We start from the raw sequence: 17,759 nt of genomic DNA on the forward strand, positions 1-17,759 counted from the left end.
TTGTCCCCCAGGGTGTAGCTGCCGGCTCACCACCCCGGTCAGCGAGTTGTAGCCCGTGATGCTCAGGTGTTACCCGGCGCGCGCGGGCATGCCCGCCTATCGTCGGCGAGGCCACCCATCCGGCAGGCTGATGGCGGTAAACTGCCGGCCATCAGGCTCTCGCCTGCTGTCCGGGCCGTCAATAGAGTCATCTTCATCCACCACGTCCCCCGCCATTCACTGACGGGGTCCGGGTTGCTGTCTCCGGCGGCGTGTTGCCAATCGCGATGGTCAGCGTCGCCGTGTCGGTGTCGCCATCCCCATCGCGCAGGTGTAAGTGAATACCTCCGACACCCCCGCCCGGCGTACCGGCATCGCGCACATAGCTGTAGGAGCCATCCGGGTTGAGCGTCAGCACACCGGCGGCATCTGCACCACGGTCGCTTGCCACCGCCCGTCCAGCGCCCGGCGGCTGTCGTCGCCGTCACCGAGGACAGCGCGCCGTCCGCGGGTGTCTGCCCCCGTGGCTGTCGCCCGCATCCCCTGCCCGCGTCCGGTGATGAGGGTGCCCGTGGCGGACCAAACACCGTGCTATCGAATCAGTGTCATTCTGGGCATCGGGCACGTCGTCGACGATGTTCACCGACGGCGATGTCGCTGTCGTTGTGGTCCGTCAGCACCACCGCGAAGTCTTCAAACAGGCTGTTCTCGCCCGCCCGTTGGCATGGGTTTCATTGTCCCCCAGAGGTGTAGCTGCGCTCTTCCACCCCCGGTCAGCAGGTTGTAGCCCGTGATGTAAGGTGTTACCCAGCCCCATCGACAAACGACCCCGCCGTGAACACCCCGTTGTTGATGAACGTCACCCCGCCTATCGTCAGCGAGGCCACCCCATCCGGCGAGCTGATGGTGAAGCTGCAGCCTGTGTCGGGCTCTTTCCTTGCTGCTGTCCAGGCCGTCAGCCAAGTCATCTTCATCCACCACCGTCGCCATTCCTTGCGGCAGGGTCAGGTTCTTCTCCGGCGGCGTGTTGCCAATCGCGATGGTCAACGTCGCCGTGTCGAATGTCGCCGTCCGCATCGCGCAGGGTGTAAGTGAATACCTCCGACACCGCCGGCGTACCGGCATCGCGCACGCTGTAGAGCCGTCCGGGTTGAGCGTCAGCACCGTAGGCGCCCTGCACCACGGTCGCCCCCCCGCCACCGCCGTCGGCGCCCCGGCGGCCGTCGTCGCCGTCACCGAGGACACCAGCGCGCCGTCCGCACCTCGGGTGTCTGCCCCGTGTCGCTGTCGCCCGCATCCCTGCCGCCGCGTCGATGAGGTTGCCCGTGGCCGGACCAAACCCGCCAGCCGCTATCGAATCGGTGTCTCTCGTCCTGGGCATCGGGCACGTCGTCGACGATGTTCACCGACAGCGTGTCGCTGTCGGACTGACCGTCCTGGTCCGTCAGCACCACCGCGAAGTCTTCAAACGGGCTGTTCTCGCCCGCCCCGTTAGCATAGGTTTCATTGTCCCCCAGGAGGTGTGGCTGGCTCACCACCCCGGTCAGCGGGTTGTAGCCCGTGATGCTCAAGGTGTTCCCCAGCCCCGTGACAAACAGGCCCGCCGTGAACACCCCGTTGTTGATGAACGTTACCCCGCCTATCGTCAGCGAAATTTCACCCATCCGGCGAGCTGATGGTGAAACTGCCAGCCTGTGTCGGAAGCTCTGCTGCTGTCGAGCCGTCAGCCAAGTCATCTTCATCCACCACCACGTCCCCGCCATTCACTGACGGGGTCAGGTTGCTTATCTCCGGCGGCGTGTTGCCAATCGCGATGGTCAGCGTCGCCGTGTCGGTGTCGCCATCCCCCTCGTCGCGCAGGGTGTAAGTGAATACCTCCGACACCCCGCCCGGCGGCACCGGCATCGCGCACATAGCTGTAGGAGCCATCGGAGTTGAGCGTCCAGCACACCGTAGGCGCCCTGCACCACGGTCGCCGCCACCGCCGTCAGCGCCGGCGGCGCGCCGTCGTCGCCGTCACCGAGGACACCAGCGCGCCACCGCACCCCGGAGTGTCTGCCCCCGTGTCGCTGTCGCCCGCATCCCCCTGCCGCCGCGTCGTGATGAGGTTGCCCGTGGCCGGACAAACCCGCCAGCCGCTATCGAATCCAGTGTCGTCTGGGCATCAGGCACGTCGTCCTGTATCACCACATCCAGACTGGCGCTGGTGCTGGCCACCGTCGCTGTCCGTCAGCGCGACGTTCAAGCTTTCGGTCAGGGCAGTGTCATTGGCAGGCTGAGTGTGAGCCTCGTTATCGCTCAGGGTGTAGCTGTAAGAATCTGGTGCCGGCGCCTGTCACTGAGTTGTAACTGATGCCTGTCACCAACAGTTGATTGCCAGAGGGCTCCCGGATCGCCTGCAGGCTACTGATGACCTGACCGTTACTGATGGTACACGCCACCCAGAGCCAGGCTCTGGTGCCATCTGCCGCATTGAAGGTGAAGGCGCCGCTCTTGGTCAGACCTGCAGCATTCAGACTGCTGCCGTCGGTAATCGCGGCTTCACTCCAGAACAAACTCGCCCTTCGACCTGCAGCCCGCCCAAGGAGACTGTCTCATCCGGTAATGGTGATGGTAGGTGTCGTTATTGGTGTCGTCGCCATCGGTCACTATGTAGTTGGCCGGCGGCACGGGGCCTGTGTAGTTGAGTGCCGGAGTGAAGGTGTAGGAGCCGTCGGCATTGATGATGGGGGCCTATCCTCAATGAGCTCTCGACACCGGCCAGAATGCCGATGTTGGCGCACAACTTTATGAGAGCAATGGATGTGTCTTGAGGACCATCCGAGTTGCTGCTGGGTGATCGGCAGGTTACCTGATGGCTTGGTCTTCCTGGGTGACTTCAGATTCATCCAGATCGCTCAGGCTCATTCTCTGGCGGGAGATCGTCTTCCTGCAGCACATTCCTGATCGAGCAAGGCATCATAGCTGGTATCGAATCCGACTCGGCTATGGTCGCATCACCGATACGATCGATGACGACAAAGCCGCCGTTGCCACTGGCCCGCGACCCCGCCGATGCCGCCCCCACCTGCGGCAGAGCGCCCCGCCGGCTGCGGCGGCTTCAAAGTTCTTAGTCAGGTCGACCCCTTGCAGGATGGATTCTTGCAAGGCCACGAGATTTCTGGAGGAGGTTGCTGTTCTCGACCGATGATGAGGGTTGCCCTTCGGCCGGTGTATCTGTCTCGGCAGGGGCGGCAGCGGCCTGTCCGAAGTTGTCATCGTAGGGTGCAGCATCGTTTCACATCGTCGGCAATATTGAGCTTGGCGCCCGGTTACAATATCTCGCCGGGCTGGAGAGGGCGACGCCTGCATCGGCAAGCAAGGGATCTGAACATTACCTTCCACGGAAGAGACGACGACGGTTTTGTCGATGATTTGGGTGCGCATATCCATTGCTCAGGGTGACGAATCTTGATGCCTACACTCTAGATGCGCGCTCATCGGGCTTCAGTTGCAAAAATGTACAACATTGAATCTGTTTGGCTTCATCCGGTCGCCAGATCGAATGAATGTTTTTTACACCGAATAAATCAATAACCCCAACAACTCGTCTTTCAGGCTTTCTGTCTCCATCGCAGAAAAGCACCTTCATATATTCTAAATGGATATAAAAGGCCCCGTGGGACCCCTTTCAATATGATTGCCTGATTCACGGCGAGGTAGGAATGCCGGATGAACGAAGCCCTGGTAACCGTCTGTAATATTGCAGGTTAGGCCAGCACCTCGACCTGCTGCTGATCTTCCACTCGGGTGGCGATGGTCGTGACACCCGCATTGTGGGCTGCCCGGCAGACCGCAGCCAGGAAGGAGGTATCGGCGCCCGGCTCCATGACCTGGCTGGTATAGCCATGATCCACCTTGACGTAGGCAGGAGCAAGCTCCTCGAGATACCCCAGGGACTGGAAGTGGCGACCATAGTGATCGACACCCCACAGGAAGCCCTGCTCTCGCAGCACGTCGACCAGGTTGGTCACATGCTGCTTGTGTTTCATGATGGCGGCCTCAGGGATCTCGAACAGCAGCCTCTCCTTCAACTCGCCGTTCACGGCCAGATAGTCTCTCAGCCAGGTCAGGAACTCATCCGAGCAGAGCGACCCTGCGGTGATGTTGACCGCCAGCACCAGCTCGGGTTGCTGCCTGAACAAGGGCAGGCAGGCTTCCAGTACTGCCTTGTCAAACTCGGCGCCCATCTGGAACTGCTCTATGGCGGGCAAGAACTGGCCGGCGAAATAGTCGGTCCCATCGCGCGAGATGGAGGCAAACAGCTCCGCATGCAGGCGCGTGCCATCATCGAAGCGGCAGGCAGGCTGCGCCTTGAAGCGCCACAGGTTTCGGGCCATTGCATCCTGTACCAGATCACGCCAGGCCAAACGCCCCATCAATCCCTGATCCGAGCCCCCTTCCATGACGACGGCACCCCGCCGCTCGTTGCGCGCCTTGCCCAGCGCATTGTCCGCCTTGGTCAGCAGGGCGGAGAGATCATCATCGCCATCACGGCCGGCGATCCCGACAACCGAGAGCGCACCGCTCTCACCCATGGGATTGACCACCAGATCGGCGATACGGCTATTGATAAGCTCCGCCAGATCCTTGAGCTGCGACAGATCATCAGTAGGACATAGCAGGGCATATTCGGTGGCCGAGATCCGGGACAGCGCCGCACCATCCCAGCCGTCCAGCAACTCCCTGAGCACCTGGGCGATGGACTTGACCATGTTGTCCCGCGCGGCATAGCCCTCCTCACGATAGAGATCGTCCAGCATGTCGACGGCCACCAGCATGACGCCCCCCTGTCCCGCCTCGGCGATCCAGGCATTGACCTGCCCCACGAAGTAGGAGCGGTTGCCGAGCCCGGAGACCGCATCCACATAGACGCGAGCGCGCAGGTTTTCGGCTTCATCGGCCTGCTCCTTGAACTGCACCGCCAGCTTGCTCGAGAGGGTGTTGATGGCCTGCACCACCTGTTTCAACTCGCGGCTCTTGGGCTCGGGAATGGCGTGCCCGAAGTGGTGCAGCTCTATCTCGACCGCCTGCTCGCAGATGAGCTTGAGCGGTTTGAGCAGGTAGTTGAGTGCCCGCATCAGCAGTATGGTGGTGATCAGGAAGCCCACCAGGAACCAGGTCGCCAGCTCGCTCATCCCCTTCCAGAGCTCGTAGTAGGCCTGTCCCGGATGGCCCACTATCTTCAGCTTGCCCAGTTGCAGCCAGCCCGAGGTCAGAATGGATTCGTTGGATACCTCAGGGAAGAGGCCCAGCCCGATAAACCACTGCGGCACCCCCTGAATGTCGCTGCTGTTTTCCAGCTCGATGACATCCTTGGAAGCCAGCAGATCGAGGCGGACCAGCCGATAGTAGCCACCGTCGAACACGGCCTTCATGACGGATTCGGCACTCACCTTGTCCCCGTTCTCCAGATAAGGCGTCAACGCCAGACCCAGGGCGGTGGAGGTGTTGATGACTGTGGTCTCCTGCTGTTGCGCCAGATAGTTGCGGGTCGAATTGAACTGTACCCAATAGGTGGCGGCAAACAGCAATCCGAACAGTAACAGCATGGTTGCCAATAGTTGTCTGTAGAGCGTCATAGGTTAATCATCCAAATTCACCACAGGCCGAGCCAATCGCCCTGAAGTCATGCGATTGCGTAAGTCAGTCCATAATCCCAAGCGGGATGATTGCCCGGCCAGTTCCCCTTGACCACGCGCCTTCATCAGCCACAAGTGACTACCGTTAAAGCTGTAAATTGGCACCAGATCCGCCCGCTGACTGGCCGGGCGAATGGCGCCGACAAGGTTGTCCAGAATGAGAGGCACTGATGCTGGCGTCTCATAATAGGCAACAACCATATGAAACTGGTTATAATCCAATGCCTTGACATATACCATCCGCATTTTTTCATCCGGAATGCCAAGTTCCAGCAGCGTAAAGTATTTGGAAATGCTGAAGTCTTCACAATCTCCGCCAGCCGCCCCCAAAAACTCCAGCGGGGTCGCCCAGTAATCCTTCTTGTGCCACAGCTTGATGTCATCGATAAACCGCATCTGATTGAAAAACTGGTTCACCTTCTCCAGTTTCTGCCGCTCCGTCAGACCCGCAGCCCGGTTCTGCATGGCCAGCGTGCGCCAGCTGGTGACCCGCTTGCCTGCACGAGAGCCGTAGGTCTCCTCCGCCCGCTTGACCAGCTTCAGATCTTCCGACGACAAGGGCTGGCTGGCGCTGAGCAACAGAGGGATAGACAGCAGCACCAGCCACAACAGCTGGAGCCGCCAACGCTGCACGTGGCGAATGAGCCATGCTGGCCAGAAGAGCCCGCGGCTCCCAGCCTTGCACCACGATGTCACATGTTTCCCCTGCGGCATGCCATTGCAATCTTCAGTTGAGAGCCAAACGCATAAAAGAATGACTGCAGCAAGCTGCAGCCATTTCTTCTGACTGATATGACATCAGCACGATGACCATCAGTTGTTATTGGCCTGCCAGTCAGCGGGCTGCTGTACATTCATGGCATTGAGCAGTCCCCCGGTGGCATTGAGGATACGGTAATCCGCCAGCAGGGCATCATACTCGGCCGTGATGTAGCTGCGGCGAGCCTCGAACAGTTCGTTCTCCGTGTTCAGCACGTCCAGCAAGGTCCGTTGTCCCAGACCAAACTGCTTCTTGTACGCCTGTACGGTGTCGTAGCTGGCGTCCACGTGCTCTTTCAGGAAGACTTTCTGCTTGGCCAGCGACTCCTTGGCATTCCAGGCGAGACGGGTTCCCTCTTCCACCTGACGGAAGGCATTCAGGTGAATGTCTTTTGCCTGGGAATAGAGTGCCGAGGTGGCCTTGCTTTCAGCCAGATCGGAGCCGCCACGGAACAGGTTGTAGCGCATCCGGACCATGGCGGTGAGATCGTCGTTGCGTCCCTTGACCGCATCGATGTCCTCGTTCCAGTTCTGATCCACCTCGAAGGCCACGTTCGGGTAGAACCCGGACTTGGAACCTTCATGCTGATACTTGGCCTCTTCGATGTCTTGCAGGGAGGAGAGCAGGGTCGGGTGAACCTCGGTGGCCGTCTTCAGCGCGTCCTCCAGGGTGGCAGGGATCAACTGGCTGTTGGGGGCCGGTTGTACCAGATCCTTGGGCACCTCATTCACGACCCGGATGAACTCGCTCTCGGCATCCCGATAGTTGTTCTCCGCGGCCGCCTGGTTGGAGTAGGCACGAGCCACACGACCATCGATCTGGGTCTGGTCCGCCGTCGAACCCAAACCTGAGTCTGTCCGTTTCTGGATGTCACTGCGGATCTGCTCGTGGGTTTCCAGGTTCTGCTTGGACAGCTCCAGGATCTCCTGCTGGCGCAGCATGTTGAGGTACACCTCGGCCACCCGCAGGGCCGTGTTCTCCGCCTCGGAGATCATGGCCAGACGCTGGGCCTGGGCGGCAGCATCGGTCCGGGCCACGTTGCTGCTGACATCGAAGCCGTCAAACAGCATCTGGCGCAGGCTGATCCCGGCCTCCTTACGAGTCATGGAATCATCGATCGTCTGCGAGTTGGCGGGCGCCGCACGGGTCGAGGGGCTGTCGGTCTTCTCGTAACCAACGCCGCCACGCAGATCGATGGTGGGATAGTAGCCGCCCTTGGCTCCATCATGCTGGTACAGTCGTGCCTGATAGAGATCAAAAGCTTCCTTGATTTTCGGATGGGTAGCCAGTGACTGTGCCACTGACTGTTCCAGTGTCTGTGCCTGGCTCAGGCCCGGGAACAGTATGGTGCCACTAACCAGCATGGCAACAATCGTCTTCTTCATGGTATCTCCAGTCATGTTGTTTTTAGATTGTTGGCTTATCGTTCTCTCAGTGCCGACTGCTTAGCCCGCAGGATGGGCTTGAGCAAGTAGTCTAGGACACTTTTTTTACCAGTAATAATATCTGCACTGGCTAACATACCGGGGATGATGGGAAGTGCGTTAAGCTCATCGCCCAGATAACTCTTCTCGGTACGCACCCGAACCAGATAGAAGGAGTTGCCCTCCTCATCCTGGATCGAGTCGGCGCTTATCTGCTCAACCTTGCCATGTAAACCTCCATAAACAGTGAAATCATAAGCAGTTATCTTGACCACGGCCTCCAGTCCGGGTCGCAGGAAGGCGATGTCCTTGGGGGAGACCTTGGCTTCCACCAGCAGGGTATCCTCCAGCGGCACGATTTCCATCAGATCCATGCCCGGCTGCACGACCCCCCCCAGGGTATTGATCTTGAGCTTCTTGATGGTGCCCTTGAGAGGCGCTATCACGCTGGTCCGATCGACCCTGTCCCGCAGACCGACCTGGCCCTCGGACAATTGACTCAGCTTGCCCTGGCGTTCATTGAGCTCGGTCTGGGAGTCCGCTCTGAACTTCAAGGCGATGTCATTGCGCTTGGAGATGGTCTCCCGCAGCACCGAGTTGAGTTTGGGGATGAGCAGGCGGTTGGCTTCCAGCTCGCCCTGCATCTCGTTGACCTGCCGCTCCAGTTTAATTAGCTCCACTTGAGGAACTATACCCTCTTTTGCGAGAGGCCGGCTGATGTTCAGCTCCTGGCGAGCCAGATCCACGCTGCGGCTCACTGTCCTTATCTTGGCATTGAGCTCTATGGTCTCCTGCTCCTTCTGCTCGATCTGCTGACCGAGTATGTAGAGCTGGTTGTTCAAGTTGTTGAGCCGCTCGTCCTGGACCGACTTTTCACGGGCCACGTATTCCGCAAAGACGTTCTCGAACCCTTCGGGGAAGACGATGGGCTGCTTGTCGATGACCACCTGCTCACGCCAGCCGAGGTTGGGTTCTCTCTTGACCACCACACTGCGGATCTCGGCACGCAGACGGGCGATGTCGCCCTTGAGGATCACCAGCTCCTGTTCACGCTCGCGAAAGTCCGACTTGAAGCGGGTATCGTCTATGCGCAGCAGAGGCTGCCCCTTTTCGACTATGTCCCCCTCCTTGACGAAGATCTCCTTGACGATCCCCCCTTCCAGGTTCTGGATCACCTGCAGTTGGCGAGATGGAATGACCTTGCCCTGACCCACGGTGACCTCATCAAGCTCCGCCCAGGCGGCCCAGATGATGGCACTCATGAAGAACAGGAAACAGGCCCAGAGCAGCACCTTGGCGCGAGTTGGCGTATTCAGCAAGACGGCGGCGGCACCGTCGTCGACATACTCGAGGTGCTCGGAGGCGGGCAACACTGTGTCTGGTGCCGTTTTCTTGAACCAGTTGTTAGCCATTGGCCGTCTCCTGTACCCGCACCTTGCCTTCCTTCAGTTGTTGCAGCACCGTCTCCTTGGGGCCGTCAGCCACTATCTTCCCCTGCTCCACGACGATGACCCGGGAGGCCACATCCAGCATGGAAGTCTTGTGGGTGATGAGGATCAGCGTGGTTTCAGGCCCCAGCCTGGCCAGCTCCTGCTTCACATGCATCTCTGACTGGTTGTCCATGTTGGACGTTGGCTCATCCATCACCAGGATGGGCGGATCGTTGAGCAGGGCACGGGCCAGCAAAATGGCCTGACGCTGACCACCTGAGAGCTGACGCCCGCCCTCGCCTATCTGCCGGTCCAGCCCATTGGGATCCCGATTGGTAAAGTTGGTGACGCCGGCCCGCTTGGCGGCGCGCACGACCCGGGCATCATCCACCAGCGGGTTGCCCAGCATGATGTTGTCCCGCACCGAGCCAAAGAAGAGGGTCACATCCTGCGGCACACAGCCGATGTTGCGGCGAATGGCGGCCGGTGGCAGCTGATCCAGCTCGAAGCCATCGAGGCGCACCAGACCGTCTGTCGGTCGGTAGAGCCCCATCAGCAACTTTTCCAGCGTGGTTTTACCCGCGCCGATCCGTCCTATGATGGCGACCTTTTCGCCCGGCTCGATGCGCAGGTTGATGTTGTGCAGGGTGCTGCTTTCCATGCCCGGGTATTTGAAGGAGACGTTTTCGAACTCGATGCGGCCCTGGATGATGGGGTGGTGAATGTACTGTTTGCCCTCCTCCTGCTCGCCCGGCGTCATCATGATCTTCTCCAGGATCTCCAGGGCGGACTTGGCCTGGTTGTAGCGGGTCGACAGCACGGAGAGCTGCACCATGGGCGCGATGGCGCGGCTGGACAACATGACGGCGGCGATCATGCCCCCCATGGTCACCAGCCCTTCCGATATCTGATAGACACCTACGATCACCAAGCCCACGGTCACCACCTGCTGGATGTAGCTCGCCAGGGAAGACATGGAGTTGGTGATGCGACGGGTCTGCACGCCCCAGGTAGAGATGTGGGACACCGCCTGCTCCCAGCGGTGCTGGAACATGCTCTCGGCGCCGAAGATCTTGACGGTCTCAAGGCCGGAGATGCTTTCGATCAGGTTGGCGTTTTTCTGGGAGGCCAGGCGGGAGCCTTCCTCGATGGACTGCTTGAGGGGGGCCTGGATATAGAAGCTGTAGGCCACCAGGATCAGCATGGCGACGATGGGCACCACCACCATGACGCCGGCAAACAGCCAGATGATGAAGAGGAAGAACACCGCAAATGGCAGATCAATCAGGGTCGATACGGTGGCGGAGGTGAAGAACTCCCGCACCGATTCAAACTCCTGCAGATGCTTGGCGAACGCCCCCGTCGAGGCCGGGCGGGACTCCATCTTCATCCCCATCACCTTGGCAAAGATCTTGGCTGACAGCAGCACGTCCGATTTCTTGCCGGCAATGTCGATGAAGTAGCTGCGTAACTGGCGCATCACGAAGTCAAAGGTGAACACTACCATGGCCCCGACCGCCAGCACCCAGAGGGAGTCGAACGCCAGGTTGGGCACGATCTTGTCGTAGACATTCATGGTGAACAGGGGGCTGGCCACCGCAAAGAGGTTGATGAGGATGGAGGCAATCAGCACATCGCGATAGATGCCACGGGATTCAAACAGCGTGCTCCAGAACCAGTGACCATCTCGGGTCTCCAGCACCTTGGGGGAACGTTCATCGAACTTGAACTGCTTCTTGACGAAGAACAGCCGGCCGTTGTACTCGTCACCCAGCTGGGCAGTGCTGACCCACTGCGTCGCATCACCGGCCTGGGGGAAGATGACCTTGGCCTGGCTCCTGTCCTTGTTCCACTCCAGCAGGATGCAGGCGCCGCCCTGCCGCGTCTGCAAGACGCAGGGCAGCAGCAGGGGAGAGATGTTTTCGAGTGGCTGGATCACCTCACGGGCGGACAAACCGCCACGCTCGGCAGCGCGGCTGAAGAGCGCCGTACTCAGACGGCCCGAGACCAGTGGCAAGCCCGTGGTGAGGGCATCCTGACTATTGGGTACGCCATAAAAACGGGTCAAAAAGACCAGGCATTCCAATAGTTCATCTATATGGCTGGTTTCTGCTTGCATAGCATCCTGTCAAAACATGATTCAGACGGTTGTCGCAGGGAAATCATCACCCGGAACCTGGTGGCGACCTGTGAATGCAGAGCAGATCCCATCATCGCGAACCGACAACCCAATTAGCGCACTGGGCAGTGGCATCGAATGCCATCGCCAGACTCACACATCGTCAAGCCGGGGAGAGAGGAGCCACGCACGTCATCTGATGACGGCAAGGAGTGCGAGATATCCTGCCCGGTCCATTAATTACTAAAGAGTTATTGATAACAATATCTTTTTCAAGCCGACCATCTTATCAAGGCGACTTGAACGAAACTATACTGCAAAGACTGAATTTCATCTAATAACCCTCTGTTTTTTTGATGAAATTAGAGTCGTCACTCATTAAAAGGAGCGAGCGAGAAGGGTCGGCCCAGGGCATGCCCCTGGGGGCCTGAACGAGTCAGCTCAGCGGCGATCTCGGCCATGGCGGTCCAGCGATTCTCGCACCAGGCAGGAGCCAGCAGGGTCGGACGGCGCGCCGACGCCGAGATGCGGTGATAGACCACCTCGGGGGGCGTGTGCTGGATCATGGCCACCGCCGCCTCCACATAGCGTTCCAGGGTCAGCACCTCCAGCCGCCCTGCCTGCCACGCCTTGCCAAGGGTGCTCCCCTCCACCACGTGGAGCGGGTGCAGCTTGATCCCCTCGACCCCGGTCGCAACGATGCGATGCAGGGTCTCCAGACTATCCATGGGCACCTCGCCGGGCAGGCCAACGATCAGATGGGCACAGACCTTGATGCCGCGCCTATGAGCCCGCTCGACCGCATCGACATAGGCGGCGTAGCCGTGGCCCCGGTTGATGCGCTGCAGCGTCTTGTCATGGGCGCTCTGCAGCCCCAGCTCCAGCCACACCTCGTAGCCACGGGCCTGATAACCCACCAGCAGATCCAGCACCGCATCCGGCACGCAGTCGGGCCGGGTCCCGACACAGAGCCCCACCATGTCGCTGACCGACAACGCCTCCTCATACATGCGTTGCAGGTATTCCACCTCGGCATAGGTGCTGGTATAGGCCTGAAAGTAGGCGAGATAGCGTTTGGCGCGGGTCACTTCGTCCCGGCGTGCCAGCAGCTGTTGCACGACAGAAAGCTGCTGGGTCGATTCGTCGGCAAAAGAGGAGACATTGCAGAAGGTGCAGCCGCCGCGGCCCAGGGTGCCGTCCCGATTCGGGCAGGTGAAGGCGCCGTGGATGGAGAGTTTGTGGATCTTCTGGCCATGACGCTGCTTGAGATCCTGGCCGAATGTATTGATGAGTTCGTGTAACTGCATGACACCTCCGATAGAGAGCTGTCATTACCTGGTAGAGGCCCGCCCCCCAGGCTGAGCTGGATCAAGCCACCACTCCCAAAACTATATAAATATTCACATTGCGTGCGATAAATACCCACAGACAGGTTTGTAAGGTTACTTTAAACCACAAGCCTTCTGGAAAAGAGGGAGAAGTGGAGCAATTCCTTTCTAACTGGCTGTTAGCACTGTAAATTCTGCCAGCTCAAACGGATAAATGTACAGCTCAGGATTCTGAATGTGATCCCCTCAAAAGCTCGCCTTACCGGAATGGATTGGTAAATTATTACAGTCAGGTGACGCGGAAGTAGTCAACTACCGTTCGTCATTATCAGTTTAATCAACTTAATAAAATTAACTTAATAGGCTTTGCAGCAAACCGAATTGAGTCTCGAAACCCGCATTTTGCTGTGCGGTGTAACATTGCAAACAAGCGGGATGTCCAATTGACCTTGCTCGAAAATCCCATTAGTTTGGAGATTCGCCACCTCAGGCGGACGGAACCACAAGAGCCAATCGCAATTTATGCAATCTGTTGATGACAGTGCGATGGAAGGCCGAGCAAGGGAGAAATGCAATGTCACTATATGATCCAAAGCTGGAGAGGGATAACTGTGGCTTCGGCCTGTTGGCCCACATGGAAGGGGAAGCCAGCCACAAGCTTGTCCGTCTCGCGATGTCAGCCTTGGCTCGCATGCAGCACCGCGGCGGCATCTCCGCCGACGGCAAGACCGGCGATGGCTGTGGTCTGCTGCTGCAAAAACCGGACAGCTTCTATCGCGCTGTCGCCGAAGAGAAGGGATGGCACCTGGGCCGCAACTATGCGGTGGGCATGCTGTTCCTCAACCCGGACCCCGTATTGGCCCAGCAGACCCGCGACATCATCGACGAGGAGCTGGAAAGAGAGACCCTGAGTCTGGTCGGTTGGCGCAAGGTGCCCATCGATACCAATGTGCTCGGTCCCATCGCCAAGGCGTCCCTGCCAAGCATTGAACAGGTCTTTGTCAACGCGCCTCCCGGCTGGGTCGACAAGGATCTCGAGCGCCGCCTCTATATAGTGCGTCGCCGCATCGAGAAACGCATCAGCGACGACTACTTCTATGTGGTCAGCCTCTCCAACCTGGTCACCGTCTATAAAGGGCTGTGCATGCCGGTGGATTTGCCGCGCTTCTATCTGGATCTCGCCGACATCCGCATGCAGGCCGCCATCTGCGTGTTCCACCAGCGTTTCTCCACCAATACCAGCCCGCGCTGGCCGCTGGCGCAGCCATTCCGCTACCTCGCCCACAACGGCGAGATCAACACCATCGCCGGCAACCGCCAGTGGGCCAAGGCGCGCAGCTACAAGTTCGCCACCCCGCTGATCCCCGATATGCAGGAGGCCGCCCCCTTCGTCAACACCACGGGGTCGGACTCTTCCAGCCTCGACAACATGCTGGATCTCTTCCTGGCCGGCGGCATGGACCTGTTCCGGGCCATGCGCCTGCTGATCCCGCCTGCATGGCAGAAGCACCCGAACATGGATGACGACCTGCGCGCCTTCTATGACTTCAACTCCATGCACATGGAGCCCTGGGACGGCCCGGCCGGCATCGTCATGACCGACGGCCGCTACGCCACCTGCGCCCTGGACCGTAACGGCCTGCGCCCGGCCCGCTACGTCATCACCAAGGACAAGTTCATCACCCTAGCATCCGAGGTCGGCACCTGGGACTACACCCCGGACGAAGTGCTGGAGAAGGGCCGGGTCGGCCCGGGGGAGCTGTTCGTGGTGGATACCAGCAACGGCAAGGTGTGGACCAGCTTCGAGATCGACGACGATCTCAAGAGCCGTCACACCTACAAGCAGTGGATGGACAAGCACTGCAAGCGACTGGTGCCGTTCGAGCAGATGGATGACGCCAGCACAGGCGCCCGCGAGCTCCCGGACGATCAGCTCAAGACCTATCAGAAACTGTTCGGCTACTCCTACGAGGAGCTGGATCAGGTGATCCGCGTGCTCGGCGAGAACGGCCAGGAGGCGGTGGGCTCCATGGGGGATGACACCCCGATGGCGGTGCTCTCCTCCAGCCAGCGCACCCTGTACGACTACTTCCGCCAGATGTTCGCCCAGGTGACCAACCCGCCCATCGATCCGCTGCGGGAAAACCACGTGATGTCGCTGGCCACCTGTATCGGCCGCGAGCAGAACGTCTTCAACGAGACCTTCGGCCACGCCCACCGGGTGCTGTTCCAGTCGCCTATCCTGCTTTACTCCGACTTCCACCAGCTGCTGGCACTGGAAGGGGAGCACTACCGTCACGCAGTGCTGAGCCTCAACTACCAGCCCGAAGAGGGGCTGCAGGCGGCCCTGGAGCGGCTCTGTGCCGACGCGGCCGACAAGGCGCGCAATGGCACAGTGCTGCTGGTGCTCTCTGATCGGGACATCAGTGCCGACACCCTGCCCATCCCGGCCGCCATGGCGGTGGGGGCGGTGCAGCGCACCCTGGTGGACAACAACCTGCGTTGTGACGCCAATATCCTGGTGGAGACAGCGAGCGTGCGCGACCCGCACCACTTCGCCGTGCTGCTGGGCTTTGGCGCCACCGCCATCTACCCCTATCTCGCCTACGAGACCCTGGCCAAACAGGTCGAGGAAGGGGTGCTGAAGATGAGCCTGCGCCAGGCCATGCTCAACTACCGCAACGGCATCAACAAGGGACTCTACAAGGTGATGTCCAAGATGGGCATCAGCACTGTGGCGAGCTACCGCTGCTCCCAGCTGTTCGAAGCCGTGGGGCTGTCCAGCTCCGTGGTCGAGCTCTGCTTCCGCGGCGTATCCAGCCGCATTCAGGGGGCCGATTTCACCGACATCCAACAGGATCAGGTCAATCTGGCGCGCCAGGCCTGGCTCGGTCGCAAGCCGCTGACCCAGGGCGGGCTGCTGAAATTCGTCCACGGCGGCGAGTACCATACCTACAACCCGGATGTGGTGCAGACCCTGCAGGTGGCGGTGCGCTCCGGCAACTACGCCGATTACAAGGAGTACTCCCGCCTGGTGAACGAGCGCCCCGTCGCCACCCTGCGCGATCTGCTCGTCCTCAAGCAGGGCACCACCCCGGTTGCGCTGGAGCAGGTTGAGCCCGCGGCCAAGCTGTTCCCCCGCTTCGACTCCGCCGCCATGTCCATCGGCGCCCTCGGCCCCGAGGCTCACGAGGCGCTGGCGGTTGCCATGAACCGCCTTGGCGGTCAGAGCAACTCGGGCGAAGGCGGTGAAGATCCCAAGCGCTTCGGCACCGAGAAGAACTCCCGTATCAAGCAGGTAGCCTCGGGGCGCTTTGGCGTCACCCCCCACTACCTGATGAACGCCGATGTGGTCCAGATCAAGGTGGCCCAGGGCGCCAAGCCCGGCGAGGGTGGCCAGCTGCCCGGTGACAAGGTGACGGCCCAGATAGCCAAGCTGCGCTATTCCGTGCCCGGCGTGACCCTGATCTCCCCGCCGCCCCACCACGACATCTACTCCATCGAGGATCTGGCCCAGCTCATCTTCGACATCAAGCAGATCAACCCGGACTGCCTGGTGTCGGTCAAGCTGGTCTCCGAGCCCGGCGTCGGCACCATCGCCTGCGGCGTGGCCAAGGCCTATGCGGACTTCATCACCGTCTCCGGCTACGACGGCGGCACAGGTGCCAGCCCCCTCACCTCGGTCAAATACGCCGGCTCCCCCTGGGAGCTGGGGCTTGCCGAGACCCAGCAGGCCCTGGTCGCCAACGGCCTGCGCCACAAGGTGCGGTTGCAGGTGGACGGCGGTCTCAAGACCGGTCTGGACATCATCAAGGCGGCCATCCTCGGCGCCGAGAGCTTCGGTTTTGGCACCGGCCCCATGGTGGCGCTCGGCTGCAAATACCTGCGCATCTGCCACCTGAACAACTGCGCCACCGGCGTCGCCACCCAGGATGAGAAGCTGCGCCGCGAGCACTTCACCGGCCTGCCGGAGATGGTGATGAACTACTTCAAGTTCATCGCCGAAGAGACCCGCGAGCTGATGGCAGAGCTCGGCGTCACCCAGCTGACCGACCTCATCGGTCGTACCGATCTGCTGGAAGCCCTGCCCGGCCTCACCGCCCGTCAGGCCAAGCTGGATCTCTCCGGCATCCTGGCAAGCCCTGTGGCACCGGCAGGCTCCAGCCTGTTCAGCCAGCAGCACAACCCCACCTTCGACAAGGGGCCGCTGAACCTCAAGATGGTGGACGACCTGCTGGAGGCGGTAGAGAACATGAGCGGTGGCGAGTTCCGCTACGACATCCGCAACACCGACCGCTCGGTGGGTGCGCGCCTCTCCGGCGAGATAGTCAAACGTCACGGCAACCAGGGCATGGCCGCCGATCCGGTACGGGTCCACTTCAACGGCACCGCAGGCCAGAGCTTCGGCGTCTGGAACGCTGGCGGCCTCGAGATGATACTCACGGGTGATGCCAACGACTACGTGGGCAAGGGGATGACAGGCGGCAAGCTGGTGGTCAAACCCCACGTCGGCGTGGCGTTCAAGTCCCACGAGGCGGCCATCATAGGCAACACCTGCCTCTATGGCGCCACCGGCGGCAAGCTCTACGCTGCAGGCACCGCGGGCGAGCGCTTCGCGGTGCGCAACTCCGGGGCCCTCGCGGTCGTCGAGGGGATTGGCGACAACGGCTGTGAATACATGACAGGCGGTATTGTGACCATACTCGGTACCACTGGCGTCAACTTCGCAGCCGGCATGACTGGGGGCTTTGCCTACGTGCTGGACGAGTGCGGCAACTTTGCCAAGCGTACCAACCCCGAGCTGGTAGAACTGCTGGACGTGGCTGACCTTGCCATCCACCAGGAGCACCTGCGCGGCATCATCACGGCGCACCTCAACGAGACAGGCAGCTCGCGCGCCGAGGAGATCCTGGCCAACTTCGACTCCTATGTGCCCAAGTTCAGGCTGATCAAGCCCAAGTCCAGCGACGTCAAGTCCCTGCTTGGTCACACCAGCCGCTCTAGTGCAGAACTCAGAATCCAGGCGCAATAAGGAGGG

At 60.4% G+C, this 17,759-nt stretch carries 10 protein-coding genes and 1 pseudogene; 1 reads left to right on the top strand and 10 read right to left on the bottom strand.

What is annotated here, in order from left to right; all coding sequences use genetic code 11:
• Positions 1–193: 193 nt before the first annotated feature.
• The 10 genes and pseudogenes from ACWPWQ_RS06850 to ACWPWQ_RS06895 form a co-directional block, all read right to left on the bottom strand.
• A complete protein-coding gene (locus ACWPWQ_RS06850; RefSeq protein WP_454009368.1) occupies positions 194–430 on the bottom strand; it encodes a hypothetical protein in 237 nt (78 codons plus the stop codon).
• Between the two features lie 781 nt (positions 431–1,211).
• Positions 1,212–1,643 carry a hypothetical protein gene (locus ACWPWQ_RS06855; protein ID WP_454009369.1) on the bottom strand — a complete coding sequence of 144 codons (432 nt, stop codon included), beginning with the start codon at positions 1,641–1,643 and terminating at the stop codon, positions 1,212–1,214.
• Positions 1,636–1,863, bottom strand: coding sequence for a hypothetical protein (locus ACWPWQ_RS06860; protein WP_454009370.1), 228 nt, complete (start codon positions 1,861–1,863; stop codon positions 1,636–1,638). The genes ACWPWQ_RS06855 and ACWPWQ_RS06860 overlap by 8 nt, the downstream gene beginning before the upstream one ends.
• 657 nt (positions 1,864–2,520) lie before the next feature.
• Positions 2,521–2,706, bottom strand: a complete 186-nt coding sequence (locus tag ACWPWQ_RS06865) for a cadherin-like domain-containing protein (protein ID WP_454009430.1) — start codon at positions 2,704–2,706, stop codon at positions 2,521–2,523.
• 909 nt (positions 2,707–3,615) lie between these two features.
• Positions 3,616–5,600: pseudogene (locus tag ACWPWQ_RS06870) on the bottom strand (EAL domain-containing protein).
• A 3-nt stretch (positions 5,601–5,603) separates the two neighbouring features.
• A complete protein-coding gene (locus tag ACWPWQ_RS06875) occupies positions 5,604–6,374 on the bottom strand; it encodes a transglutaminase-like cysteine peptidase (protein WP_454009371.1) in 771 nt (256 codons plus the stop codon).
• Positions 6,375–6,473: 99 nt separating this feature from the next.
• Complete coding sequence (locus ACWPWQ_RS06880) at positions 6,474–7,805, bottom strand: TolC family outer membrane protein (protein WP_139436708.1); 1,332 nt, start codon at positions 7,803–7,805, stop codon at positions 6,474–6,476.
• 35 nt (positions 7,806–7,840) lie between these two features.
• Positions 7,841–9,256 carry an HlyD family type I secretion periplasmic adaptor subunit gene (locus tag ACWPWQ_RS06885; RefSeq protein WP_454009372.1) on the bottom strand — a complete coding sequence of 472 codons (1,416 nt, stop codon included), beginning with the start codon at positions 9,254–9,256 and terminating at the stop codon, positions 7,841–7,843.
• Positions 9,249–11,393 (bottom strand): type I secretion system permease/ATPase, encoded by a 2,145-nt coding sequence (locus ACWPWQ_RS06890; RefSeq protein WP_404839003.1) that lies wholly within the window; start codon positions 11,391–11,393, stop codon positions 9,249–9,251. The genes ACWPWQ_RS06885 and ACWPWQ_RS06890 overlap by 8 nt, the downstream gene beginning before the upstream one ends.
• Positions 11,394–11,764: 371 nt before the next feature.
• Positions 11,765–12,700: a TIGR01212 family radical SAM protein gene (locus tag ACWPWQ_RS06895; protein ID WP_454009373.1), complete on the bottom strand. Its 936-nt coding sequence runs from the start codon at positions 12,698–12,700 to the stop codon at positions 11,765–11,767.
• Positions 12,701–13,295: 595 nt separating this feature from the next.
• Here ACWPWQ_RS06895 and gltB point away from each other — a divergent pair.
• The gene (gene gltB, locus ACWPWQ_RS06900) at positions 13,296–17,753 is read left to right on the top strand and encodes a glutamate synthase large subunit (protein WP_454009374.1); all 4,458 of its coding nucleotides are present in this window, start codon (positions 13,296–13,298) and stop codon (positions 17,751–17,753) included.
• The last annotated feature ends 6 nt before the right edge of the window (positions 17,754–17,759 follow it).

It is taken from the genome of Aeromonas sp. Marseille-Q7275 (assembly GCF_965119515.1).